The organism is Anaerolineales bacterium (genome assembly GCA_030583885.1).
Taxonomy (GTDB): domain Bacteria; phylum Chloroflexota; class Anaerolineae; order Anaerolineales; family Villigracilaceae; genus Villigracilis.
Window position 1 is genome coordinate 3,430,443 of sequence record CP129480.1, and the last position, 23,848, is coordinate 3,454,290.

A 23,848-nucleotide genomic window follows, 5' to 3' on the forward strand; every position below is an offset into this window, starting at 1 on the left:
TTCGCCGCTCGTTTCACCCGGGCTCGCAATGACATGGTTAATAGACCGGCAGACTCGTATCCACTTCCTTCGCCCAGGAATTAATGCCGCCTTTGAGGTTCTTCACTTTCTTGAATCCCGCGCTGGCAAGCAGTTCCAACGCGCGCGCGGAGCGGGTGCCGCCTTTGCAGAAGACCACCATGTCATCGGCAGAGTTCAACTCGGCAAGACGCGCCGCCAGTTGACCTAATGGAATGTTGACCGCATTCGGCAGGGCGGAGATCTCCAGCTCGTGCGGTTCACGCACATCCAGCAGCTTTAAGTGATTGGTCTTCACGCGCTCGGCAAGTTCGGGGGCGGAGATGTCCAAGCCTTCGCCGGCCGAACCCTCCTCGCCGTGGTCGTGACCGGGCACGCCGCAGAATTCCTCGTAGTCGATCAATTCCTTGATGTCGGCGTTCGGTCCGCACACGCGGCATTTGGGATTCTTCTTCAGCGTGACGAAATCGAAGGACATATCCAGCGCGTTGTAGAGCAGGAGTTTGCCGATCAACGGATCGCCGATGCCAAGCAAAACCTTCAACGCCTCGGTGGCTTGCAATGTGCCGATCGTGCCGGGCAGGACGCCCAGCACGCCGCCTTCCGCACACGAAGGGACGAGGCCTGGCGGGGGCGGTTCGGGGAAGAGACAGCGATAGCACGGTCCCTCCTTGGCGTAGAACACGCTCACCTGCCCGTCAAAACGGAAGATGGAAGCGTACACGTTCGGCTTGCCGAGGAAGACCGCCACATCGTTGGTCAGGTAGCGGGTGGGGAAATTATCCGTGCCGTCGAGGATGATGTCATAGTCCCGCGCGATGCGCAGTGCATTTTCGGAGGTGTACGGTTCGTTGTACACGTCGATTTGAATGTCTGGATTCAGATCCAGCAGTTTGGCTCTGGCGCTTTCCACTTTCAACTTGCCGACGCTGGACGTGCCGTGAATGACCTGACGCTGGAGATTGGACGAATCGACAACGTCATAGTCCACCAAGCCGATGCGTCCCACCCCCGCCGCAGCCAGATACAGGGAAACAGGCGAGCCCAACCCGCCAGTCCCCACGACCAACGCGGACGAATTCTTCAGTTTGCGCTGACCCTCCAAGCCCACTTCGGGGATGAGCAGGTGGCGCGAGTAACGCAGGATCTCTTCGTGGTTTAATTCGGGAAGCATGGTTACCTCTTTATTTCATGTCGTTGCGAGGAGCGAACAACGTGAGCGACGAAGCAATCTCAACATCCATAAGGAGAATGCTTCGGTCGGCGATGGTTGAGTAGGTCGAAGACCGTATCGAAACCCGCCGACCTCGCAATGACATAGCGCCTCCGGCAATGGACGGGATCAACATCACCCTGTCGCCCTCGTGGACAGGCGTATCCATCCCCTGCAGATCACGGATGTTCCTCTCGCCCACGAACAGGTTGACGAAGGGCCTCAGGTCGCCGCTTTCATTGAAAAGGTGCGGTTTGATGGCCGGGTATTGACTTGACAGGTCGGCGAGCGCTTCGGCGATGTTTGCGCCGCTCACATGTACTTCGGATTGTCCGCCCGTGTAGGCACGCAACGGGGTTGGGATTCGTAAAACGGGCATAGAGGGTCTCCTAATTTTTCTTTTTATATATTCGGCGGTTGATACCTGGCGCCTTGCGCCACGTATCGAAATCACCTGTAAATTTAAAACTTTTCGTTACTTGGTGGTTTCGACGAAGTCTCAACCACCGGGTTATAAAGTCTGCAATTGCTCCATCAACTTCTCGACGCGAGCCACGCCATTGTTGACATATCGCACCTGTCCGCGAGAATCAAGCAGGAATGTGGTCGGGACGCTCATCACACCCCAGGTCATCGCGAGGTCGGGGCGTTCGACGGCATCAATCTCGATCACTTGCAGCCGCTCACCGAACAGATCCGTCAACGCCTCCAATGCGGGGCGCTGGACGGTCTTGCACGGGGCGCAGTCCGGCGTGGTGAAATAGACGATGGTAGGTCTATCGGGCTGCGCGTCAAATAAGGCATGGAATCCGCCTCGCGCGCGCGCCAGCAAACGTTGGTTCGAGTACCAGTAAATGACCACGCCTGAAAATATGATACCAAGCGCAAGCCCAAAACGCAACAGGATGTCGGTGTTCATGCCGGCGCTCCCGCTTTCGGTTTCATGCCGGGGAACGTCCCTGCGGGCGGTTGTTTGGCAAAGCCTGGAACATTGAGTCTCACCAGCCAGTAATACATGGCGCAACCGACGCAGAACCCGGCAAAGGCGTTGAGCGCGGCAAGAGCGACCACGGTCCACACCAGCGTCCAGCCGGGAAGCGGGAAACCAAGGAATAGCGCCAGCGAGCCCGCCGTCATAAAAAGAAAGCCGACAAATTGGGCAAAGCGATGTGGTTCGGGATTGTCATCCAACACATCCGGCTTCATCCATCCGCGCGGCTTAAGCAGGGATGTGTACAAAAAACCGAAGCCGGGTTTTTTGAGGAGCGTGCCGAGTCCCATTGCCAGCGCGACAATGGCGGCAAGGACGGGCTGGTAAAAAATGAACGCCAGAATGTTGAGTACAATGATAACAATCTGGTTGGTCTTGAATGCAGAGTGATCCACTTTTTGCAGGGTTTGGGTTGACATATTAAAATCCTGGATTTATTTTCTTTCCGGTGGTTGAGTGCCGCGGAGCGGCGTACCGAAGCCACCAGTTAACAATATTCGCTCCATCAATTGGTGGTTTCGATATGGCGGAAGAACGCCGCCTACTCGACCACCGGCGTCTTTACAATCTTCAATTCCTCTTCTACATACTTCGAGCGGTCTTCCGTCAACACCCACGAGCGATGGCTGACCGCTCTGCCCGCATCCACGCGCGTGATGAGATACGAGAAGAACGGCTGCGCCCATTCGCGGTCGAATTCCGACGGCACATTTGGACAATCGGGATGCGAATGAAAAACGCCGATCAAACCCAGGCCGAGCAAGTCTGCTTTCAATTCGGCTTTGAGATACTCCTCGGGCGTGATCAAATAGCGGTTATGACGCGCCTCGTCCTCGCGCGCATTCGGCAACGATAAAATTTCGCGCACTTCGCCATCCACACCGAGCAGAAAGCCCGCGCCTTCTTCGGGATAGGCGCTCTCCAAATGCGCTGTGATGCGCTCGATGAATTGCTGCGGCACCTTCAACATTATTTCTGCCACAGCGCGCCATCGCTCAAATATTTGTAACCTGCGTCGGGCAGAATGGTCACGACCAGGCCCTCCTCCAGTTCACCCGCGGCCTGAAGCGCAGCGACGATCGCCGCAGCGGAGGAGATTCCCACGAACAGACCTTCCTCGCGCGCCAGGCGGATCACCATCGCATGCGCCGCCTCGGTCTTGACCGCAAGCGGAGTACCCGCGAGGGACTCATCATAAATGCCCGGCTTGATCGCGCTCGGCATGTGCTTGAGCCCTTCCAGTCCATGGAAGGGCGCATCCGGTTGGAAGGCCATTATTTTCACATGCGGCAGCTGCTCGCGCAGATAGCGTCCCGTGCCCATCAGCGTTCCGGACGTGCCAAGCCCGGCAATGAAATGAGTCACCTGCTCGTTGGTCTGGCAAAGGATCTCAGGTCCCGTGGAGAGGTAATGCGCCTGCCAGTTTGCAGGGTTGTTGTATTGGTTTGCGTACCAGTACAAATCCGGTCTTTGTGCCGCCAGTTCACGTGCCTTGAGGATGGCACCGTCCGAACCTTCGAGCGGATCGGTGAGAATCACCTCCGCGCCCAAGGCTTTGAGAATGGAGATGCGCTCCGCACTGGCGCTGGCCGGCACAGCCAACGTAACGGGGATCCCCAGCGCCGCTCCAAAGGTGGCATACGAAATACCCATGTTTCCTGATGTAGAGTCGAGCAGGCGTTTGCCATTGCCCCAAGCCCCGCTGAGGATGGCATTCTGGATGATGTTCAGCGCAGGCCTGTCCTTGACGGAACCGCCGGGGTTGAACCATTCAGCCTTGGCGAATATTTTCACACGTGGAGACAGGTCCCGGGTCACGCGGCGAAGCGGAAGCAAAGGCGTATTGCCAACGTGGGAGGCGAGTCCATCCAAAGGGATCGAATTTGTTTCGAGCAGTTTCAAGTCCAGTAATGTCATAAGGTCTCTTAAATCAAAAGCAGTCAACGGGTAAACAAAAAGACGGCGAACAAACGCCACACGCTGCAAAATTTTGCAAGCGGGGGTCGTCCAACCGTCTGATGGTTCCGTTGACTGCGGAGGGGTCTGTCTCAGGCGGTGGTTACGAGCCCCGCAACAGACACAAGCAATAGTTAAGTGTTTTCATGATTTTCCATTTAGATGTCCGCTATTTTACCTATCTTACCGAATTTGTCAATATAAAAATTACCCACCCGCCGCGGAAGCCATGAGGATAATCCTGTCATCCTTCTTCAATATCGTATCCATCCCGTTCAGGTCGCGCAAGTGGACGCCGTTGACAAAAATGTTGAAGTGGCGGCGAAGTTCTCCATTGGAATCAATTAAATGCGGTTTGAGCGCAGGATAACGCGCAAGGATGTTTTCAAGCAGTTCGGCAGCGGTCGCTCCGCTGGCTTCAAGCTCGCTCTGGCCATCCACATAGAATTTCATCAGGGCGGGAAAACGGACAATGGGCACGGCCATATTTTAATGCAAGTTGGCTGTAACTGAAGAATGTTTTTTCAGAATATGGAAGAAAAGTTCCGAGGTAACAAACCTCGGAACTTTTTTGTATCACTCTGCTTAACACTCCCTACTCGTCCTTTTTGGCTTCCATTTCCTTCCTGTGCGCCTCAATGATGGGGCCTGCAATGTGGGCGGGGACGGTTTCATAGTGGTCGAATTCCATCGTGAAATAACCGCGCCCGCCTGTGATCGAGCGGAGCTGGGTGGTGTAACGCAGCATTTCCGCCATCGGCACATGTGCCACAATGACGGTGTTGCCATGTTCAGAGTCAGTGCCTTGCACGCGTCCGCGGCGGGTGTTGAGATCGCTCATGACATCGCCCATGTTCGTGTCAGGGATGGTCACGCGGACGTTCATGATCGGTTCGAACAAAACAGGTCCGGCTTCCAGCACGGCAAGTTTAAAGGCTTCACGTCCCGCAATTTCAAACGCCATGGGTTTGGAATCCACCTCATGTTCCTTGCCGTCATACACAATGACCTTTACGTTATTCATGGGATACCCTGCGAACGCACCGCGTTCCATGGTGGCCCTGATCGCCTTTTCAATGGGAGGCAAATAGGACTTTGACAGGTTCATACCCACAAGTTCATCCGTAAATTCAAAGTCGCCTTCATGGTAGGGTTCAACGCGAAGATACACTTCACCAAATTGACCCGCACCGCCTGATTGCTTTTTGTGACGATATTGTCCGCTCGCCTTGCGTGTGATGCCTTCGCGATATGGGATTTTCGGCTCGTGAATGGACAAACCCACCTGAAACTTGTTCTGTGCACGATGGAGAGACACATCAATGTGCTGGTCACCCATCCCCTGCAATACCGTCTCGTGCGTGATGGGGTCGTTCTGCCAGCTGAGGGTCATATCCTCTTCACACAGGCGGGTTAAGGTTGGGGATATTTTCGCGGCATCGGCTTGTGTTTTGGGACTGATCGCCACACGATACAACGCGGCGGGGAATTTCGGCGGCGCAATGGTAAGCGGATGCCCCTTTTCACAGAAAGTATCGCCTGTGGAGGTGGCATTTAATTTGGATACAGCCGCGATATCGCCGGCGTGAACCAGTTTTACGGGGAGCGCCTCCTTGCCGCGCTGAAAGTGCAAACCGGACATGCGCTCATCCGCATTTTTATTCTGGTTCCACACGTGGGCATCGGCTTGAATGCTGCCGGAGAACACGCGGAAATAGGTCACCTTTCCGACAAACGGATCGGCAGTGGTCTTCCACACATACGCGGCTAACGGCTCCGTATCGGATGGTTTCAATTCCTCTTCGCCGTCCTTGCCCTGCGCCATACGTTTGGAGGCATGTAAGGGGGAAGGCAGCAGATCAATGATGTCGTTGAGCAGGGCGATGGCACCGATCTCGTGTACGCCGGCAGCGCAGAATACCGGGACAAATTCTCCAGCGAAGATGACATCTTTCAGGCCGCGCACCATCTCTTCGTCTGTGAGGGAACCGACCTCCAGGTATTTTTCCATCAGTTCGTCCTCCCCCTCCGCCGCGGCTTCCACAAGCGCAAAGTGGGCTTTTTCCGCTTCATCCTTTAATTCGGCAGGGACCTCTCCCAGTGTCTTTCCATCGCCGGGATAGGCCTTCATGCCTATAATATCCACCACACCTTTGAAATTTTGCTTTTCGCCAATGGGCAAATGAACTTTAATTGCCCGTTTGCCGTGTGCGCGGACAAATTCCTCTATCGCGGCATAGGCCTGTTCAAAACTGGCGTTCTCGCGGTCCATCTTGTTGATCACGATGAAACGCGGCAGGTTCAATTCATTCGCATGACGCCACGCGGTTTCCGTACCGACCTCGATGCCCGCGACCGCATCTACTAAAAATATCGCGCCATCGGAAACACTCAGGGCGGAAATCATCTCGCCGACAAAATCGGTGTAACCGGGCGCGTCTATTACGTTGATCTTATGATCACGGTGTTCTATGGGAATTACGCTTGAATAGATGGAAATATTTCGACGGTGCTCCTCATCATCATAGTCCGAGACCGTTGTCCCGTCCTCGACCTTGCCCAGGCGGGTCGTTGCCCCGGTTACATGAAGAAATGCCTCCGCTAACATCGTTTTGCCTGCGCCCCCGTGCGAAACCAGCGCAACGTTGCGAAGAAACTCGGTGGTATACTCTTTCATCGAAAAAAGCCCTTCCTATAAGTTGTTGGATGCAAAGCGTTGCACGATTGTAAAAGAACTCAAATGAATTGTCAAAGTGTGGAGCGTCACAGATAAAACATGACATTTACCGAGCACCCCACGAACCATCAAACGGAAAGCATGCTGGTTTCCCGTACCACTGTCGAAAGATCGGGGCGCCGGGCAGCAGGCGGCGGGAGCATCTGGATGCCGAGGGCACTGTGAATTTAATCGCCAATCAATATTCCTTTCTTTCCATAGCTGCCGGGTTTACCCTGATCGCCGGACTTATCCTGCTGACGCACAAGCCAAAGTGGAATGACTACCTCGCTTTTGGGGTCATTGTTGCAGGGCTTGTGACAGCCTGGGTCGTTTTACATCCACGCCAGACCCCGCTCATGGAGGATGCCAAAATGGTGCAGGCCATGATCGGCGCCGGCACGCCCGTCCTGCTCGAATTCCAATCGCCGTATTGAATTGGCTGTACCATGATTAAGCCCGTCGTTGACGAGCTTGAAAAGGAACTCGATAACGAGATCAGCATCGGCAAAAGAATCCACATCATCCGCGTGAACATCCAGGAAACGGTCGGCAGGGAACTCGCGCCCGTATACGGCTTTGAATTTACCCCCACCTTTATTTTCTTCGACGCACAGGGCAATGAAGTCTGGCGCACGGTCGGCGAATTCGATCCGCAAAAAGTACGCGACTCCCTCAAATGAACCTTCTTCGCCGCCTGAAATTCAATCTTTCCTATTTCGGCAGGGCGCCCTGGGATAGCGGCGTCTCACCCCCCGAACTCTACGATTTCATTACGCACTACAAGGCCGGGCGCGCCATTGACATTGGCTGCGGCACAGGCACGAACCTCATCGCGCTGGCTCATGCAGGCTGGCAGGTGACAGGCTTCGACTTTGCCCTGCGCGCCATCCAGATTGCAAAACGCAAACTGAAAAAAGCCGGCCTTCAGGCAGACCTCTTCATTGACGATGCAACCCAAATGAAAAAAGTGTACGGTCAATTTGACCTCGCCCTCGATATGGGCTGTTTTCACGGAATAGAAAACAAGGCGGATTATCTGATTCAGCTGACCCGCATCCTCGCCCCGGGCGGATACTGGCTGATGTACGGATTCTTCAAGCCCGCTTCGCAGCTGCCCGGTCCCGGGCTTGTTGACACAGACCTTAACCTGATCTCAGCCCGCGGTTTGACCCTGCTCTCCCGCAAGGACGGCTTTGACAAACGCGAACGTCCCTCTGCCTGGTTCCTTTATCAAATCGCATGAAAATCCTCTTCCTATTCCTCGACGGCATTGGACTTGGCGAAGACAACCCTGAAACCAATCCCTTCGCGCGTGCAGACATGCCATATCTGCAATCCCTGCTTGGCGGACAAAAACTGACGAAGAGTGCTGCGCCATACGAAAGCGAACTGGCCTCCGTACTTGCGGTGGATGCAAGCCTCGGCGTAAAAGGCCTGCCCCAATCCGCAACGGGACAGGCTGTATTGCTGACCGGCATCAACATCCCCGCCAAACTCGGTTATCACTACGGTCCAAAACCGAATCCACAAGTGGCAGAATATTTGGATGGCAAAACCATTTTTTCCAAAACCATTAAAGCCGGCAAAAAGACTTCCCTGCTCAACGCCTATCCCCCGCGCTACTTTGACGGGATCGATTCGGGCAGGCGGCTGTATTCCTCCATCCCCCTCGCGCTGACAAATGCAGGCATTCCCCTCTTTACAGACAGGGATTATTACGCAGGCAAGGCCCTCTCCGCGGATTTCACAGGCGCTGGATGGCATGAATTTCTCGGCTTTTCCGATGCACCCTTATTCAAACCGCAGGCGGCAGGCATAAAACTAGCCAGCCTTGCCGACCAATATGATTTTTCGTTCTTCGAATATTGGGCAAGTGATTATGCCGGTCACAAACAGGACATGGATTGGGCTGTCCGCCAGCTCAAGACCCTGGATGGGGTGTTGAAAGGGCTGATCGAAGCGTGGCAGGCAAAGGAAAATCTGATCGTACTCAGCTCCGATCACGGCAACATGGAAGATCTGTCCACGCGCAAGCACACGGCTGCGCATGTTCCGCTTTTGTTATTTGGGGATAAAAACAAAAGAACTGAATTTCAGAAGGATATTCACGACCTGACAGGCATCGCCCCCGCGATCAATTTATTTCTGGGAATATAAAGGGACTGTCACTTCATTGATTCAAGCAGTTGTTTTGCAAACGTTGAAATTTCGCGGTCTGAACGGTCGGCAGCAATTTCCTTAAGGGCATGCAGGGCATGCTCGTCATTTAATCCCCCAAGCGATTGCATGGCTTGTTTTTGCACAGCCCGCTCCGGGTCGCGCAGCATTTCAATTAATAGCGGTGCCACGCGCATATCCTGGATTTTCCCCAAGCCGATGACCGCGTGCGCGCGCACGGCCGCCTCCGGATGAGTCAACGCTTGACCCAATACCTCGACAGCTGGTGCGCCAAATTTGGCGAGCGACTCCGCTGCAGCCTGACTGACCTCGTGATGCAAATCGTAGACTGTCATCCCCAGTTCTTCAAGGGCGCGAATGTCCCGCAGATTTCCCAAAACCATCGCCGCAAATTTGCGGACCGTGACTTCCTTGTCTCCCAGCGCATCGATCAACGGCTCGACGACGGCAGCGCCCATATTTTCAATGGCGCTTAACAAAACAAGCGCAGCCTCCTCCTTCTCGTACCACCAGTAGGAATCGCGCAAGGCTTCCATCAAAAAAGGAATGGCGGCGGGGTGTTTCGTTTCACCCAGAGCTTTCGCTGCTGCCTGGCGTACTTCGATCTTCATATCGTCCAGCAGGATATTCGTGATTTCGTCAAATGTGGAGGGATCGCGGAATTGGCCGATCGCTGTACAGGCCGCAATACGGACCTCGTCCTCCCTGTCTTTGAGCAGGGTAAACAATGCGGGGATGACACCGGCGTCACCGATGTTTCCCAATGCCAGCGCGGCGCGCGAGCGGACAGTGAAGTACTCCCCTTTCAACGCTTCGAGCAGGGCGGGGATGGCATTTTTATCCCTGGTGATGGAAAAAATTTCGGCGGTGCGCCCGCGGACGAGCGGATGCGCACTAGCAAGGGTCCTTGTCAGTGCGGGCAGGGCGGAGGGGATTCGGGCGAGGATATGCTGATAGACTGGGAGCAGGTTCAAGTCTTGAGTCTGAAGCGCATCAATGAGGAGCGGGACAGCCTCCGCGCCCAGTAGGATCAAGTCGCCTGCAACGCGTTCGCGTTTGCTGGAATCGCCAAGCTTTGAAATCAACCTTTTGGCTTCGTTTTGTCCGGGGTTGGTGAACCAGTCCATGGGTTTATTTTACTTTGAAACTCATATCGAAACGTCGGTGGGGGTGTTCTATGATTTGGAAGTGCCCATTCAGACAGTAGGAGTCCGCCATGAAAACAGCTGGAAGATTAACCTTATTGGTTGCTGTTCTGATCGTTTCGATGCTTGCCTGTAATCTGCCGGGTGCGGGGAATGCAAATCCACCCGCCGGAAATACACCCACTTTGCCCGCCCTGCAGGAGGCGCCAGCCGTCACGCCGACTGATACGGTGATTCCTCCAACTTCCACTCCGTCCCTGCCGCCGGAGATCACGCTCACGAAAAATTCCAACTGCCGCCTGGGGCCCAGCACCTATTATGTGATCATTGACCAGATCACTGAAAATAAGGTGCTGCCGGTGATCGGGCGCAATGATGGGGATACCTGGTGGCAGGTGGTGAATCCCACCGGGAGGCAGTGCTGGATATTCCATGAGAACGCCTCAGCGAACTCCGATTTCAGTACCGTCCCCATTGGCGATGCACCGCCTTTACCCTACCGCCCTCAAAATTTTCGTGTGACCGATCAACTCTGCCAGCCCGGTCCGAAAATATTTACCGTATCGTTTGGCTGGTCGGGCGGCGGCGGAGAAACCAGTTTCCGCCTGTTCCGGGACGGCAAACAGCTCATTGAAGTAAAAGCGGGCAAATACAACTACAAGGACACCAAAGCCCCCCTGAATAAAAATATCACGTATGAGATCGAGGCCGTCAACGGGAACGGCATCTCGGAACGGGCGGTTCAGATCGTCACCGCCTGCAAATAAAAACACGTCATGGCATTAACAAAAATAACTCCCCGCGGTCGCGCGGGGAGTTATGAATCCACCAGTGGCTTCTTGTTAGAGATTCTTAAATACAACCGCGCACACGAGTAAAGCAAAACCGATGAATAAAAGCCAAAAAGCCTCAATCGGGAGCAGCGAAAAAACACCGAGGAAGCTGAATAAACCGAGCAGACCTAAAACGACGGCGATCCAGAAAGTAATTTCTTTGGGTGCTGAGAGTTTAAGATTCATGATCATTCTCCTTGAGATAATAGATGGTTATCGTTGGCAATTTCTGCCTTTGGGCGAAAGTCCTATTTTATTCTATTGTATACACCCTCCGGTCACACCCCCCAACTGGTTGATTTGTATCTACGCCATTTGGGGGAGATATGACACCTTCCTTGCCCCGATAGTAAAAAACTCCCTGCATCGCGCAGGGAGCAATTCCGTCCGCCAGTGAATAAAATTAGAGACCCTTAACCAACAGGCCGAGTACGAGGGGAAGAAAACCGAGGAATAGAAGCCAGAAGGCGGATATGGGGAGTATCGTCAAAATACCAGGTTGGCTGAGCAAACCAAGCACTATGGAAATCACAAACATAATGTTTTTAGGGGGGGGGAAGTCTCATCTCACTCTCCTTTGAAAAAAGAAAAGGCGTTCTGTCGGACAATTTTTTATCGCACATGTGGATGAAATTTCAATATTTCCGTGCAGATGATTTTCCGGGCTTTCAAAAACCATCAAACTCAAATTCGGGCAATTTTTCTCTGATATAATCCCCGATTCGGTTTACAGGAATCATAACGCTGGCAGGTCTTTGGTGTTGTTTTCCTAAGCACCCATTTAAATTGCGCATCGCGCCCTCGGGCCTGCAACCCTCTTACTGGAGTTTCCACATAATGAAGAAAGAACAATTGTTAGATCTCTATTACCAGATGGTGCTGATCCGCCGTGTGGAAGAACGCGGCGCGGAACTGTACCAGGCTGGCAAGATCGGCGGTTTCATGCACCTGTACATCGGGCAGGAAGCTGTTTCGACGGGTTTGATCGCGGCGCGCGAGCCTCGCGACCGGGTGATCACCGCCTACCGCGACCACGGTGTGGCGTTGAACTGCGGCATGTCTGCCAATGAAGTGATGGCGGAACTGCTCGGCAAGGCGACGGGCATGTCCAAGGGCAAGGGCGGCTCGATGCACATGGCGGATGTGTCCAAGAACATGTGGGGCGGACATGCCATCGTCGGCGGGCATCTGCCTGTGGCAGCTGGATTCGCCATCGGTGATCAATACGCCAAGAACGATAACATCACCATCTGTATGTTCGGTGATGGCGCGACCAATATCGGTTACTTCCATGAAGCGCTCAACCTCGCCAAGACCTGGGGTCTGCGCGTGCTGTGGGTTTGTGAAAACAACCAGTACGGCATGGGCACCTCCGTGGAACGCGCCTCCGCTGTGAACGAGATCCGCCAGAAAGCGGAAGGCTATGGCATGAAGAACAGCCAAGTCGACGGCATGGACGTGATGAAAGTTTACGAAGCCGCGAAGGAAGCCATGGACTTCGTCCGCAAGGAAGGTCAGCCATACTTCCTTGAGATCGACACCTACCGCTTCCGTGGGCATTCGATGGGCGACCCCGAACGCTACCGCAAAGCCGAAGAAGTAAAGAAGTGGCAGGAAAACGACCCCATCGGTATTTTCAACAAGTACCTGCTGGATAAGAAAGTCGCCTCCCGCAAGGCGTTGGATGAAATCGAAGCCCGCGTGGAAGAGGAGGTAGTCAAAGCGGTCGAATTTGCCGAAGCCTCCCCCGAACCCGCGATAGAGGCGTTGTTCGAGGATGTATACGCGGATAATTAACCACAAAGGACACGAAGGCACACAAAGGAAAACCTTAGTGACCCTTTGTGACCCTTCGTGCTGAAGGAATCACGCAATGGCAAAAATCACAATGCGCGAGGCGATCTCGCAAGCCTTAATGGAAGAAATGGACCGCGACCCCGCCGTCTTTATCATGGGTGAGGAAGTCGGTGTTTGGGGCGGTACGTACGCCGTCACCAAAGGTTTTTATGACAAGTACGGACCTGACCGAATCAAAGACACCCCCATCGCGGAAAACGCCATCATCGGCGGCGCGATCGGCGCGGCGATGGTCGGGCAGCGCCCTGTGGCCGAATTGATGACGATCAATTTCGCTTTCTCGGCGATGGACTACATCGTCAATCAGGCGCCGAAACTGCGCTACATGTTCGGCGGACAGTTCATGTTGCCGCTCGTCATCCGTGCTGTCGGCGGCGGCGGACGCCAACTCGGCGCCACCCACTCACAGACTCCCGACGCGGTCTTCGCGCACTTTCCGGGTTTGAAAGTGGTCAGCCCCGGCACGCCAGAAGACGCCAAGGGGTTGCTCAAATCCGCCATTCGCTCGAATGACCCGATCCTTTTCATCGAACACGCCACCATGTATCAAGTCCGCGGTGAAGTGCCCGAAGGTGAGTACACCATTCCAATTGGAAAATCCAAGATCCAGCGCGAAGGAAGCGATCTCACCATCGTCACCTACTGCAAGGGACTTGAGCTATCCATGAAAGCGGCGGATGAACTCGCGAAGGAAGGCATCCAAGCCGAGATCGTGGACCTGCGCACCCTGCGCCCGCTCGATATGGAACCCGTGCTCGAATCGTTCAAGAAGACCAACCGCGCCATCGTCGTTGAAGAAGGCTGGAAGTCGTACGGTGTCGGCGCCGAGATCGTCAGCCGCATCTACGAAGAAGCCTTCGATTATGTGGACGCACCCATCATCCGCGTTGCGCAAAAGGAAGTACCGCTGCCCTACAACCGCACACTCGAACAAGCCGCCCTCCCGCAAGTCCATGACATCGTCACCGCGGCAAAGGAGGTCTTGAAATAATGGCTGAAACCATCAATATGCCCAAACTCGGCTTCGACATGGCGGAAGGTCTGCTCGTCCGCTGGGTCAAGCAGGTGGGCGAAACCATCAACAAGGGCGACGTGCTCGCCGAGATCGAAACCGACAAAGCCACCGTTGAAGTTGAGTCTTCCGCCAGCGGTGTCGTTCTGCAATTGATCGCCGAACAAGGCTCCATGGTGCCCGTCAACGCCCCGATCGCGGTGGTGGGACAAGCTGGTGAAGTTGTCAGTGAACAGAAGCCAGTGACCAGTGATCAGTCGAACGTCGAAGGTCAAAAGTCGGATGAAAAGCCTGCGGCTCCCCCTTCGGGGACGATGCAGACTCAGGAGAAACCTGCCTCAACAACCCAAGCCTCTGCCCCCGCTGACGATGGTCCCGTGAAGGCAAGTCCGCTTGCACGAAAAGTCGCGAAAGATAATGGTGTAAATCTCGCATCCATTCAAGGAACGGGTCCCGGCGGACGTGTCGTCCGCAAGGATGTGGAAGCCGCGCTTTCCAGCGGACAGCCGTCAACAGTCAGCCGGCAGGCTGGCGCTCCATCTTCCGTCGTTGTTTCGCATGATGATGAAACCGTCCAACTGACGAAACTGCGTCAGGCAATTGCGCGCCGCATGACCGAATCCAAGACCAGCGTTCCGCATTTTTACGTCACCCACGAATATAAGATGAACGCGGCCATGACGCTGCGCAAGGAAGTCAACCAATTTCTGCCCGATGACGAGAAACTCTCGGTCAATGATTTCATCGTCAAAGCCGTGGCATTGACCCTGCGCGAATTTCCCAACTTGAATGCATCTTTTGCCGGTGACAAAGTCATCCGCCACGGCGCGGTGAACGTGGGCATTGCCGTCGCAGTCGAAAACGGTCTCCTGACCATCGCACACAAGGACACGGACCAGAAACCGATGCGTCAGATCTCCAACGAGATCAAAGCGATGGTGGCGCGCGCGCGCGATGGCAAGGTCAAACCCGATGATATCGAAGGCTCGACCTTCTCCATCTCCAACCTCGGCATGTATGATGTGGAGAATTTCATCGCCATTGTCAACCCGCCCGAGGCCTCCATTTTGGCTGTCGGCTCCGCGCGGGAAGTGCCGGTCATCGAAAACGGCAAGATTAAACCCGGCTGGCGCATGAAAGCCACCATCTCCGTTGACCACCGCGTCAGCGACGGGGCAGAAGCCGCCCAGTTCATGCAGAAACTGGCTGAGTTTTTAGAAAACCCCATTCGGATGTTAGTCTAGCTAAGCAGGTCACGTTTGAAACGTGGCCTGTCTTTTTCGTGCTACACTGTCCATATGTCCATCCGCATCTTCAATGGATTCACCTGCAATGCGCGGTTTCCGAGTAGCTGGAAAACAGGCTTGGTCTGCCTGTTGATCGAAACAAATCGTGGACTTGCGCTCGTGGATACAGGTTTGGGATTACAGGACTATTCCAATCCCACCTGGATCACAAAAATTTTCCGCATCCTGACTTCCATGCCCTTTGACCGGAATGAAGCAGCGGTCAATCAAGTTCAGAAATTTGGATACAAACCCGAAGATATAAAGCACATCATCTTATCCCACATGCACTTCGACCACTGCGGCGGACTGGCGGACTTTCCCCATTCGCAGGTTCACGTCTACAAAAAGGAATATGATGCCTTCATCCACAGGAAGGGGTTCTTCAGTGCGGCGTATGTTCCGCGTCACCTTGCACACAAACCAGACCTTGTATTTTATGAAGAGACTGGGGAAAAATGGTTCGACTTCAACGCAATTTGCATCACAGGGTTCAAGCCGGAGATGTATTTCGTCCCCATGCCGTATCATTCGGTTGGGATGTGCGGGATCGTGGTCAAAACTGGTGACGGCTGGCATTTCCACTGCGCGGACGCGGCGGCGGATTTCCGCCATGATGAAATTCCCGGCTGGTTGATCCGCTTTGCTTTGGGATCTTACATGCCGCGCCTGCGAAAGTTTGCAGCCGATTACCCCGAAGTCAGGATGACCGCCAGTCACATGTTTTTAGATTATTTTGATAGTCAACCTACGGCACGTAATATTCCACCAGCAGCGTCGGACGGTCTATCATCCCGCTGAAATTCCCGCTAAAGAAGGACAGATAATCCTCCTTTTTATTGTTATTATCATCGAGCAGGAAGCCGAGACGGAATTGCGTTGAGCCTTTCAGGTTGATGTGCGGATGCGCCTTCGCGTCCAGCAGGGACCAGTACCAATTCCCCACCGGGTTGTTCTGGATCGTCCCAACCGAATACGCACTGGCTGGCGCCTGAAAGTCCGAGTTCTGCAAGGCGCCAATCGCAAAGGGACCAAAACTCCCAAAGGCACCCTGACGAACATCGATCCAGATATAGTGGTGGGTATTGAATGGATTGGTTCCAACCATACCCTGAAGCTGAATCATCAGAATCGCCTGGGTGATCACCGCGTTATCCGGCAGGGAAGCGGTGGGGAAATCCAAAATCGCACGGTACTGATTGTTCTTCGCGTCGTCTCCAAGCCGAAAGGTCTGCATATTGGCATTCATGCTTCCGCCGCGATTGCTGTTCTCCTGTGACTCAAGCACCCAGCCATCATTGTTCCCGTTCGAAAAGAAAATCGACGTTACGCGGGTGGGAATGCTGCGGTCCATGATGTACGCCTCCCCCGCGATGAAATCACCATTGCCCACCCCTGTGCCTCCCAGTGGAATGCCGAAAGCATCCACGATGGTATCGTTGTCGATCACATCCAAACGGATCGAACCGCTGCCCTTCCCCGTTTTAACCGTGACCATAAAGAGGCTGTCAACGCCTTTGACATCGGTGATGACCGCCTCGCTCAGGCCGGAAACTGTCAGCACGAAATCGGCAGGATCCACACCGCTGACGGGTTTCGAGAATCCCACTGTAAAGCGGATCGTGTCAGCGGAGGTGGGGCTTGGGTCGGCACGCAGACTGGAGGTCACGAATGGGGCGGTTTTGGCGATCATGTAGGTCTCGCCTGCCGTAAAATTTCCATTTCCTGCACCAGCACCGCCAAGCGGATTATTTGAGTCATCCAGAATGCTGTCATTATCCAAAAGGTCAAGCCGCAGTGTGCCTTCCCCTGAACCGCTGTTGACCACCACCGAATACATATCACCGGAACCATTGATCTCCACCACATACGCGTTTGAAATATTTCCCGTCGTGGCGAACGTGAAATCACCCGTATCCACACCGCTGACATTCCTTGAAAAACTCACGTTAAAGCGGATAACATCCTCAGAAGTCGGATCGGTATCTGCGCGAAGGATGCTTTTTACAACGGGCACATCCGCCTGAGGAGGAGGCGTGTCCGTGGCTGGGGGTGGCGAGCCAAACCCCGATTCAAACGCACCAAGATCCGGTGCACTGCCTGAAAAATTATCGTTGATGCCGGGAATGGGAACCCCGCGATCTATATTGGGGCTTGTGGCAAGCAGCGTGAAATTACCGCTGCCTGGGCTGCTCAACCCGGGCGGGCTTTCATGGCCGTTACATTCGAGCCTCGTGGCTTTGCATAAATCTGCGATGGTTGCATGATTGACATTCTCCCACTTGAAATGCGGGCTGGCACGCGTGGTGTTCCAATTATCGTAATCCCAATCATGACCAGTCGAGCCAGTAAACGCCCCTTCGAAGGCATAGCCATTGCCTTGAAAGATATTGTTGCGCATCACCGCATTATGCACAGGACGAATCATGCTCATCGCATTCAGTCCACCGGCATTGGTCCAACTTGTGTTGTGGTAGATCAACACGACGCCGTCGGAGTTCAAATCCCATTTGATGCTGGTGCCGCTGAAGTTCGTGAAGGTCGAGCGCATCACCCAAACAGGACCATACGTGACGGGAGCCAGCGAAATGCCGACCAGCATTGTGTCCACTGTATTGTTCCTGAAACGCTGATTGATACATGCGCCCTCGGGCTCCAGGCCGTCATCGCTGACATGATGGATGCGGTTATTGTATATATCGGCATCGAACGCAACCGCGGGATTCTCCAGCGCGCCGGATGAGCCGGTGTAGATGCCGTTGAAAAAATGATGTATCTCATTGCCGCGCACGATCGCGCCGATATGTCCCCGCAGGACAATGGCAGTCCCCTCCATCGAGGAGCTCTTGACCGCCTTCCAGGGCCATTCGTTCACCGGCGGATCATATATCTCGTTGTATTCGATACGCGTGTTGTTCCCGCGGTCATCGCCGCCGGTCCAGTTGATGAAAATTCCCAACTGCAGGTTGTGGATTCTGTTTCTACGGATCACCACGTGAGATGCATTCAATGTACACACACCGCAGCCATTCGTATTCGTACCGTAGAACCTCATCTCAAAGCCTTCGATCCAGATCCAGTCACGCCCGTCCACATCGAAGGCATGGTTGAGGCGCGGGACCTGCCAGGTATGATTTGCAGGATCATCCAGGATGCGGATAAAGAGTCTGGATGTGCCTTGCTCGTAATACCAGCCCTCCTTCATATCCACTCCGTTATGACCACGCGCATTCATCAACCCGGCAAGATCATCGTAATTGTAAAATCGCTTTTGGTCGCGCGCCAGATATGCGATGCCGGGTCCGATCTTCGTAAACCATATGTTGGGTCTGGACTCATGTGGATTCCAGAAATCCTTTGCAAGGGTTTCCGCGCCGTCCAGAATTGCGCCTCCACCCTCCGCCTTGATCTGAATCCAATTCCCGGCAGTTCCCGAGGCTGGGAATGTGACATTCTCACGATAGATACCGTCTGCAACCAGCACCTGCGTCCCCGCCACAGCGCGGTTCACACCCTCCTGTATGGTTTGAAACGGCGCAGCAAGGGATCCGTCCCCGCCGGGCTGGGCGTTCTTATTAACATGGATGATCGAGGATGGCGTGAACTGAAGCTCATCCGGCTGGGTGGTGACCGAACCGTTGATTTCCAATCCCCCATCCACAACTTTAACTTCATATGCGGTGGACGGCAAAAGCCCGAACAAACTGCCCACCAGCCGCCCGTCATCGATCCGCATGAGCGGATGTCCTGTTCGCCAGGTCGACTCGCCGGCGCGGCGATACATCAAATCCGCCTTCTTCGGCAGGCTTGAACCGCTCACCACCACACCAACGGTCTCGATATTGGCCACCAGGTTGATCTGTGTGAAGGCGGCCTTCCCAATCCCGTTTGAATCCGCAGCCACTGGAGGCGCGGTACCTGCCAGCAGGATCAACAGAATAAATATGGAAATGAATCGCGGGGGTCCTTTTAAATAACCGGAAGCCTTCATCCGCACTCCTTAATTAACCGCCGGGTCAATACAGGTATTGTCCCTACCATCGCGGGATGTAATACTCGATCAATAAATGCGGGCGGTCTCGTTGATCGTCATAGTCACCGCTAAAGAATACCAGATAATCTGCCCCAAGATCGTTATTGTCATCCAACTCGAATGCAAGGCGGAGTTGGGTTGTGCCGGTTAAATTAATATAGGGGAGTGCGGACCTATCCAGCATTGCCCAATACCAGCCGCCAACGGGGTTGTTCTGGATCAGACCCATTGAAGTCCCGCTTGCAGGTGCCTGAAAATCCGACACCTGCAATGCCTTAATTCCAAAGGGACCAAACGTGCCAAATGGACCGTAGCGGATGTCTATCGAGATATTGCCGTGCGTGGTGAAGGGGTCCGTCCCAACCAGGTCATGACCTTTTAGCATCAGGATCGCCTGCGTAATCACGGCATTATCGGGCAGATAATGAGTGGGAAAATGCAGGATTGCGCGGAATTGCCGGTTCTGAGCATCGTCGCCAAGATTGAACGTCGCCGCGGTTGAATTTTTGGAGCCGCCCAGGTTGCTGTCTTCACTCGATTCAAGCACCCAGCCGTCATTTTTTCCATTGGACCGGAATTTTTCAGTACGCGTGGTATACGCTATTTTATTGATCGTATAGGCTTCACCGGAATTGAAGCTGCCGTTGCCTGCCCCCACCCCACCCAGCGGATGACCGGCAGAGTCCGTGATGCTGTCATCATCCACCACATCGAGACGGATGGATCCGTTACCCGTGCCGGTATTGACCGTCACATAATAAGCATTGCCTGAAACAAGGATTTCGGTCATCGCAGCGCCGCTGACACCGCTCGTGGCCAACAGGAAGTCGCCGCTGTCCACCCCGCTCACAGGTTTTGAAAATATAACGCTGAAACGAACAACTGAGGCGGGGGTCGGATTCGAATCCATGCGCAGAATGCTGATCACTGTGGGAGCGCTCCTGTCAATGATATACGTCTCCCCGCTTGTAAAATCTCCATTACCGATCCCCACACCGCCCAACGGAACACCGGCGGAATTGAGGATGCTGTCATTGTCGATCACATCAAGCCGCAGCGTTCCATTACCAGTACCTGTGTTCACTGTGGCCGTATAGGCACTTTCTGAACCGCTTACATCGGTCACAGATGCACCCGTGATCCCGTCCGCTGTTAACGAGAAATCACCGGCATCCACACCGCTGACAGGTTCTGAGAAATTCACGGTAAAACGAACACTTGCCGCCGCGGTTGGGTTCGGGTCAACGCGCAGGATGCTTGCAACAGTCGGAATACTTTTATCGACCATGTACTCAAGACCCGCCGTAAAATTTCCATTGCCGGCTCCCAGGCCGCCAAGCGGATTAAGAGCAAGGTCTTTGATGCTGTCATCATCGATGACATCCAGCCGAAGCGTGCCATTACCGAGCCCGGTATCCACGCGGACGATGTAATCGCTGCCCTCCCCGCTGACAGTTGTCACGACTGCCCCGCTGATTCCCCCGCCGACGGTGAGCGCGAAGTCGGTCACATCCACACCCGTCACTGGTTCTGAAAACTTGACCAAAAAATCAACCAGTTGATCTGCCGGTGAATTACACCCGTTCGGACATCCATGCATCGTCGAAAGGACGGTCGGGTTGAGGTCGGCCGAATATGCGATCTCCTTCACGAAGATGTCCCGTACCCCGTTTGTATCCCCCGGCATCAGGGAATTAGAACCAGACGCAAACGCAAGGAAACGCCCATCGCCGGAAATGGATGGGAGAATGGGGTTATCTGCGCCGTCGCTGCCACCACCCACTATAGAGGAAAGTGTCATGCCTGCCACACGGTCATGGATGTACAGCCAGCGGGTCGGCATGCTGTCGCCCCTGTCGTCATATGAGAAGACAATATACCGCCCGCCCGCCGAAATGACCGAGCTATCCGCCGTGCCATACATGGGATAGCCATCTTTGAACGAGACCACGGAAACCTCACCTGTCACCTGATCGCGGACATACACATATGTAAATCCCTCGGTCGGCGTACTCATTAAATTCTCGGATTCAGAGGAAAACGTCACGTAGCGTCCGTCACCGGAGATCGAGGGCTCATTCGCGCCCTTATCCGCCTGCTCTCCGCTCGAGTTGACCGAGGCTCTGGTGATCTGCCCCGTCTGCACTGAGTAGGCGAAGACATCCGTCCTGCCGTTGGTATCGCCGCCAACCAAATTGCTTGCGCCCGACGCGAAGACCACAAAGCGCCCATCCAGTGAAATATCCGCATCGGATGAGCCGGCATTCCCTGCGGTGGATACCCCGCTTGTAATGCCTGTCTGCAAGTCATGGATGAAGATATCCGCCGCGCCGTTCGTATCATTGACGACGAGATTACTCGCTTCGGATGCAAACACCACGTAGCGCCCGTCGCCGGAAATGGACGGATACGAACAATTGCCATTTGCCTGTCCGCCGCTTGAATCAACAGACGCCCTGGCCACGCTCCCCGTCTGCATATCCTTGACAAAGATGTCAACGAAACCGTTTGTATCCCCTTCCACCAAATTGCTGGCGTCTGATTCAAATGCCACAAAACGCCCGTCCGCCGAAACGGATGGACCGCCCGAGCCGCTGTTGCCCTGCTCGCCGTTCGTATTCAGCGAAACGCGCACCGTTGTGCCCAAAAGCAGATTTCGCAAAAAAACATCGGTGTGACCGTTCGTATCGTCCGCCACAAGATTGTTCGCGTCCGAATAGAAAACAACAATGCGCCCATCTGCAGAGATCTGCCCGGAATAGGAAAATGCATTTCCTTCCACGCCGCTCGAGGAAACCGAAACCCGCGTCACATCCCCCGGCGCGGCATGGACAAAGCCTGTGGAATTGGGAAATGCAAGCAGCAGTGCCATGAGAACTGCACATGCATCGCCCCGGAATTTGTTGATATGGTTGAGGTTCATGGTTCACTCCTTACACAGGTGGAAATAACCCGCTGTTTTCCTCCACACTTCCATCATACATACGCAACGGAGTATTTAATTATTTCAAATTCATTCCATTTTTCAACCCTTTATACCGAACAAAGATCACAAAAAAAGTCTCCAAACATGACACTTGAAGACTCGTCTTTCTTATCCGTACAATTCCTTCCTGAAGAACTCGGGCAGGGCAAAGGCTGCCTTATGGATATCAGGGTTGATGTATTTATTCTCCCCGGGCGGGTAGGGCGTTTTCAAACCGTTCTCCCATGGCGCATTGGATACGTACATAAATCCAATTCCGCCGCCCGGGTAGGTGGGGATGTTGGCGTAGTAATACGCGGGGGTCTTCGTCAACGCTTTGGCAGATTGGTACATGGTCTTGATCAATTCGGTGTCGAAGAAGGGTTGTTCACATTGGGTCGCCGCCGCGCCGCCGGGGACGAGGGCGCGCACCATCAACTTTTGGAATTCGTCCGAGAACAGACGCTCCGCCATGCCGATGGGATCGGTGGTGTCGGAGATGATCACATCGAACTGAGCGGGGTTCTCTTCGAGGTAGCCGAAGGCGTCCCGAACGAGCAGGTTGGCGCGAGGGTCAGCCCACGGGTCCCCGAAGGAAGCGGCAAAGTGTTCACGAGAGAGGTCCACTACGCGCTGATCCAATTCACAGACGACAGCCTCTTGCACAGAAGGATATCGCAGCACCTGCTGTAATGAGCCGCCATCCCCGCCGCCGACAATCAACACACGCTTTGGTTCTCCAACCGCAAGCATGGGCACATGGACGATCATTTCGTGATAGCCCATGTTGTCGCGCTCGGTGAGCTGGATGATGCCGTCGAGGATCATCGCATTGCCGAAGAACTCCGTCTCGACAAATTGCAGGTGCTGATACTGCGTCTGCTCATCGGCAAGGATGCGTTTGATACGGATGCCCTTGCGATAATAGGGGTGCAGCTCTTCGGTGAACCAGATGCTCATTCAATGTCCTTATGCGGCAAAGGGAAGTTTGGTTTCAACGGATGCTTCGCGGTCCAGTTTGCGCAGAGCGAAATCGTCCGCGCCGAACGCCTGTTTGAGACGCATCAACACAGGCATGAAATCCTGACCGATGGCGCAGGTAAATAAATCTATGGCACAGTAATTATACTCGGGCCAGGCATGTAAACTCGCATGCGACTCTGCCAGCAAAAAGAAGCAGGTAAAGCCGTGCGGGCTGAATTTATAAAAGCCTTCATCCACAACCGTCAACCCGCTGTCGCGTACGGCTTGTGCAAAGAGCGAATACGCCCGTTCGCTGTCCATCAGGATCTCAGGGTTGCAGTCGGAGAGATCGAAAATATAATGCTCTCCCAGTTTCAAAGTGGCATTCACTCACACCTCCGGTGTTAAAGAGTAAAGAACCCGCCTGAAGACACCGTCTTTTCATTTCAAAACGATCCGCAGGATGTCTTCCCGGCGTAACGAGCACCCAAACAACCACTGAATTTTCAACTGTTGTTTGGGTGCGAGTGAAACGGTCCTCAAGCAGACTCAACGGGCGCAGTTATACTACGCGCTGGCGCAGTGTCAATCTTTTCAGCCAGTGAATATTTTTTACTGCAATCCCCGTTTGAAATCCAAATCGTCATGGCAGGGTTTCTGCAGGTCATAAAGATGATGC

The 23,848-nt window shown here is 54.1% G+C and carries 23 protein-coding genes; 9 read left to right on the forward strand and 14 right to left on the reverse strand.

The genetic code is table 11. The features are described 5' to 3' along the window. Window positions 1-37: 37 nt before the first annotated feature. From moeB to fusA, 8 genes are all read right to left on the reverse strand, one after another. The gene (gene moeB / locus QY332_17235; protein ID WKZ35357.1) at window positions 38-1,192 is read right to left on the reverse strand and encodes a molybdopterin-synthase adenylyltransferase MoeB; all 1,155 of its coding nucleotides are present in this window, start codon (window positions 1,190-1,192) and stop codon (window positions 38-40) included. A gap of 10 nt (window positions 1,193-1,202) precedes the next feature. Further along, window positions 1,203-1,610 carry a MoaD/ThiS family protein gene (locus QY332_17240; protein WKZ35358.1) on the reverse strand — a complete coding sequence of 136 codons (408 nt, stop codon included), beginning with the start codon at window positions 1,608-1,610 and terminating at the stop codon, window positions 1,203-1,205. A 132-nt stretch (window positions 1,611-1,742) separates the two neighbouring features. Then, on the reverse strand, window positions 1,743-2,150 hold the full coding sequence (locus tag QY332_17245) for a thioredoxin family protein (GenBank protein ID WKZ35359.1): 408 nt from the start codon (window positions 2,148-2,150) through the stop codon (window positions 1,743-1,745). Beyond that, entirely contained in the window at window positions 2,147-2,641 is a 495-nt protein-coding gene (locus tag QY332_17250; protein ID WKZ35360.1) for a DUF4395 domain-containing protein, read from the reverse strand. Before QY332_17250 ends, QY332_17245 begins: the two co-directional genes overlap by 4 nt. Window positions 2,642-2,763: 122 nt before the next feature. Next, window positions 2,764-3,204 (reverse strand): M67 family metallopeptidase, encoded by a 441-nt coding sequence (locus tag QY332_17255; protein ID WKZ35361.1) that lies wholly within the window; start codon window positions 3,202-3,204, stop codon window positions 2,764-2,766. After that, on the reverse strand, window positions 3,192-4,139 hold the full coding sequence (locus QY332_17260) for a cysteine synthase family protein (GenBank protein ID WKZ35362.1): 948 nt from the start codon (window positions 4,137-4,139) through the stop codon (window positions 3,192-3,194). The genes QY332_17255 and QY332_17260 overlap by 13 nt, the downstream gene beginning before the upstream one ends. A gap of 246 nt (window positions 4,140-4,385) precedes the next feature. Further along, window positions 4,386-4,664, reverse strand: coding sequence for a MoaD/ThiS family protein (locus tag QY332_17265; GenBank protein WKZ35363.1), 279 nt, complete (start codon window positions 4,662-4,664; stop codon window positions 4,386-4,388). Window positions 4,665-4,773: 109 nt separating this feature from the next. Then, window positions 4,774-6,855 carry an elongation factor G gene (gene fusA, locus QY332_17270; protein ID WKZ35364.1) on the reverse strand — a complete coding sequence of 694 codons (2,082 nt, stop codon included), beginning with the start codon at window positions 6,853-6,855 and terminating at the stop codon, window positions 4,774-4,776. A 221-nt stretch (window positions 6,856-7,076) separates the two neighbouring features. Here fusA and QY332_17275 point away from each other — a divergent pair, with 221 nt between their 5' ends. Genes QY332_17275 through QY332_17290 form a run of 4 tightly spaced genes read left to right on the forward strand, consistent with a single transcriptional unit; the run spans window position 7,077 to window position 9,054 of the window. Further along, a complete protein-coding gene (locus QY332_17275; protein ID WKZ35365.1) occupies window positions 7,077-7,331 on the forward strand; it encodes a hypothetical protein in 255 nt (84 codons plus the stop codon). A 12-nt stretch (window positions 7,332-7,343) separates the two neighbouring features. Beyond that, a complete protein-coding gene (locus tag QY332_17280) occupies window positions 7,344-7,577 on the forward strand; it encodes a thioredoxin family protein (protein ID WKZ35366.1) in 234 nt (77 codons plus the stop codon). Beyond that, a complete protein-coding gene (locus QY332_17285; GenBank protein WKZ35367.1) occupies window positions 7,574-8,140 on the forward strand; it encodes a class I SAM-dependent methyltransferase in 567 nt (188 codons plus the stop codon). Before QY332_17280 ends, QY332_17285 begins: the two co-directional genes overlap by 4 nt. Continuing rightward, the gene (locus QY332_17290; protein ID WKZ35368.1) at window positions 8,137-9,054 is read left to right on the forward strand and encodes an alkaline phosphatase family protein; all 918 of its coding nucleotides are present in this window, start codon (window positions 8,137-8,139) and stop codon (window positions 9,052-9,054) included. The genes QY332_17285 and QY332_17290 overlap by 4 nt, the downstream gene beginning before the upstream one ends. An 8-nt stretch (window positions 9,055-9,062) precedes the next feature. Here QY332_17290 and QY332_17295 read toward each other — a convergent pair whose 3' ends face one another. Beyond that, complete coding sequence (locus tag QY332_17295; protein ID WKZ35369.1) at window positions 9,063-10,202, reverse strand: HEAT repeat domain-containing protein; 1,140 nt, start codon at window positions 10,200-10,202, stop codon at window positions 9,063-9,065. Window positions 10,203-10,291: 89 nt separating this feature from the next. Between QY332_17295 and QY332_17300 the strand changes: the two genes are divergently transcribed. Beyond that, window positions 10,292-10,987, forward strand: coding sequence for an SH3 domain-containing protein (locus QY332_17300; GenBank protein WKZ35370.1), 696 nt, complete (start codon window positions 10,292-10,294; stop codon window positions 10,985-10,987). A gap of 75 nt (window positions 10,988-11,062) precedes the next feature. On the opposite strand, the gene QY332_17305 is transcribed toward QY332_17300, so the two are convergent. Continuing rightward, complete coding sequence (locus QY332_17305) at window positions 11,063-11,239, reverse strand: hypothetical protein (GenBank protein WKZ35371.1); 177 nt, start codon at window positions 11,237-11,239, stop codon at window positions 11,063-11,065. Window positions 11,240-11,890: 651 nt separating this feature from the next. Between QY332_17305 and pdhA the strand changes: the two genes are divergently transcribed. From pdhA to QY332_17325, 4 genes are all read left to right on the forward strand, one after another. Next, window positions 11,891-12,850, forward strand: a complete 960-nt coding sequence (gene pdhA / locus QY332_17310; protein ID WKZ35372.1) for a pyruvate dehydrogenase (acetyl-transferring) E1 component subunit alpha — start codon at window positions 11,891-11,893, stop codon at window positions 12,848-12,850. 76 nt (window positions 12,851-12,926) lie between these two features. Next, complete coding sequence (locus QY332_17315) at window positions 12,927-13,901, forward strand: alpha-ketoacid dehydrogenase subunit beta (protein WKZ35373.1); 975 nt, start codon at window positions 12,927-12,929, stop codon at window positions 13,899-13,901. After that, complete coding sequence (locus QY332_17320) at window positions 13,901-15,166, forward strand: dihydrolipoamide acetyltransferase family protein (protein WKZ35374.1); 1,266 nt, start codon at window positions 13,901-13,903, stop codon at window positions 15,164-15,166. Before QY332_17315 ends, QY332_17320 begins: the two co-directional genes overlap by 1 nt. 15 nt (window positions 15,167-15,181) lie before the next feature. After that, complete coding sequence (locus tag QY332_17325) at window positions 15,182-16,009, forward strand: MBL fold metallo-hydrolase (protein ID WKZ35375.1); 828 nt, start codon at window positions 15,182-15,184, stop codon at window positions 16,007-16,009. Here the strand turns inward: QY332_17325 and QY332_17330 are convergent. The 4 genes from QY332_17330 to speD form a co-directional block, all read right to left on the reverse strand. After that, window positions 15,957-19,199, reverse strand: a complete 3,243-nt coding sequence (locus QY332_17330; protein ID WKZ35376.1) for a right-handed parallel beta-helix repeat-containing protein — start codon at window positions 19,197-19,199, stop codon at window positions 15,957-15,959. The two genes, QY332_17325 and QY332_17330, sit on opposite strands and share 53 nt — an antisense overlap. Window positions 19,200-19,242: 43 nt before the next feature. Continuing rightward, window positions 19,243-22,164 (reverse strand): hypothetical protein, encoded by a 2,922-nt coding sequence (locus QY332_17335; protein WKZ35377.1) that lies wholly within the window; start codon window positions 22,162-22,164, stop codon window positions 19,243-19,245. 171 nt (window positions 22,165-22,335) lie between these two features. After that, a complete protein-coding gene (gene speE, locus QY332_17340) occupies window positions 22,336-23,166 on the reverse strand; it encodes a polyamine aminopropyltransferase (protein WKZ35378.1) in 831 nt (276 codons plus the stop codon). Window positions 23,167-23,175: 9 nt separating this feature from the next. After that, window positions 23,176-23,559, reverse strand: coding sequence for an adenosylmethionine decarboxylase (gene speD, locus QY332_17345; protein ID WKZ35379.1), 384 nt, complete (start codon window positions 23,557-23,559; stop codon window positions 23,176-23,178). Between the last annotated feature and the right edge of the window lie 289 nt (window positions 23,560-23,848).

Bases quoted from the DNA above. Each gene is read 5' to 3' on its own strand.
- moeB (WKZ35357.1), bottom strand. From the start codon at position 1,192: ATGCTTCCCGAATTAAACCACGAAGAGATCCTGCGTTACTCGCGCCAC.
- QY332_17240 (WKZ35358.1), bottom strand. From the start codon at position 1,610: ATGCCCGTTTTACGAATCCCAACCCCGTTGCGTGCCTACACGGGCGGA.
- QY332_17245 (WKZ35359.1), bottom strand. From the start codon at position 2,150: ATGAACACCGACATCCTGTTGCGTTTTGGGCTTGCGCTTGGTATCATA.
- QY332_17250 (WKZ35360.1), bottom strand. From the start codon at position 2,641: ATGTCAACCCAAACCCTGCAAAAAGTGGATCACTCTGCATTCAAGACC.
- QY332_17260 (WKZ35362.1), bottom strand. From the start codon at position 4,139: ATGACATTACTGGACTTGAAACTGCTCGAAACAAATTCGATCCCTTTG.
- QY332_17265 (WKZ35363.1), bottom strand. From the start codon at position 4,664: ATGGCCGTGCCCATTGTCCGTTTTCCCGCCCTGATGAAATTCTATGTG.
- fusA (WKZ35364.1), bottom strand. From the start codon at position 6,855: ATGAAAGAGTATACCACCGAGTTTCTTCGCAACGTTGCGCTGGTTTCG.
- QY332_17280 (WKZ35366.1), top strand. From the start codon at position 7,344: ATGATTAAGCCCGTCGTTGACGAGCTTGAAAAGGAACTCGATAACGAG.
- QY332_17285 (WKZ35367.1), top strand. From the start codon at position 7,574: ATGAACCTTCTTCGCCGCCTGAAATTCAATCTTTCCTATTTCGGCAGG.
- QY332_17290 (WKZ35368.1), top strand. From the start codon at position 8,137: ATGAAAATCCTCTTCCTATTCCTCGACGGCATTGGACTTGGCGAAGAC.
- QY332_17295 (WKZ35369.1), bottom strand. From the start codon at position 10,202: ATGGACTGGTTCACCAACCCCGGACAAAACGAAGCCAAAAGGTTGATT.
- QY332_17300 (WKZ35370.1), top strand. From the start codon at position 10,292: ATGAAAACAGCTGGAAGATTAACCTTATTGGTTGCTGTTCTGATCGTT.
- QY332_17305 (WKZ35371.1), bottom strand. From the start codon at position 11,239: ATGAATCTTAAACTCTCAGCACCCAAAGAAATTACTTTCTGGATCGCC.
- pdhA (WKZ35372.1), top strand. From the start codon at position 11,891: ATGAAGAAAGAACAATTGTTAGATCTCTATTACCAGATGGTGCTGATC.
- QY332_17315 (WKZ35373.1), top strand. From the start codon at position 12,927: ATGGCAAAAATCACAATGCGCGAGGCGATCTCGCAAGCCTTAATGGAA.
- QY332_17320 (WKZ35374.1), top strand. From the start codon at position 13,901: ATGGCTGAAACCATCAATATGCCCAAACTCGGCTTCGACATGGCGGAA.
- QY332_17330 (WKZ35376.1), bottom strand. From the start codon at position 19,199: ATGAAGGCTTCCGGTTATTTAAAAGGACCCCCGCGATTCATTTCCATA.
- QY332_17335 (WKZ35377.1), bottom strand. From the start codon at position 22,164: ATGAACCTCAACCATATCAACAAATTCCGGGGCGATGCATGTGCAGTT.
- speE (WKZ35378.1), bottom strand. From the start codon at position 23,166: ATGAGCATCTGGTTCACCGAAGAGCTGCACCCCTATTATCGCAAGGGC.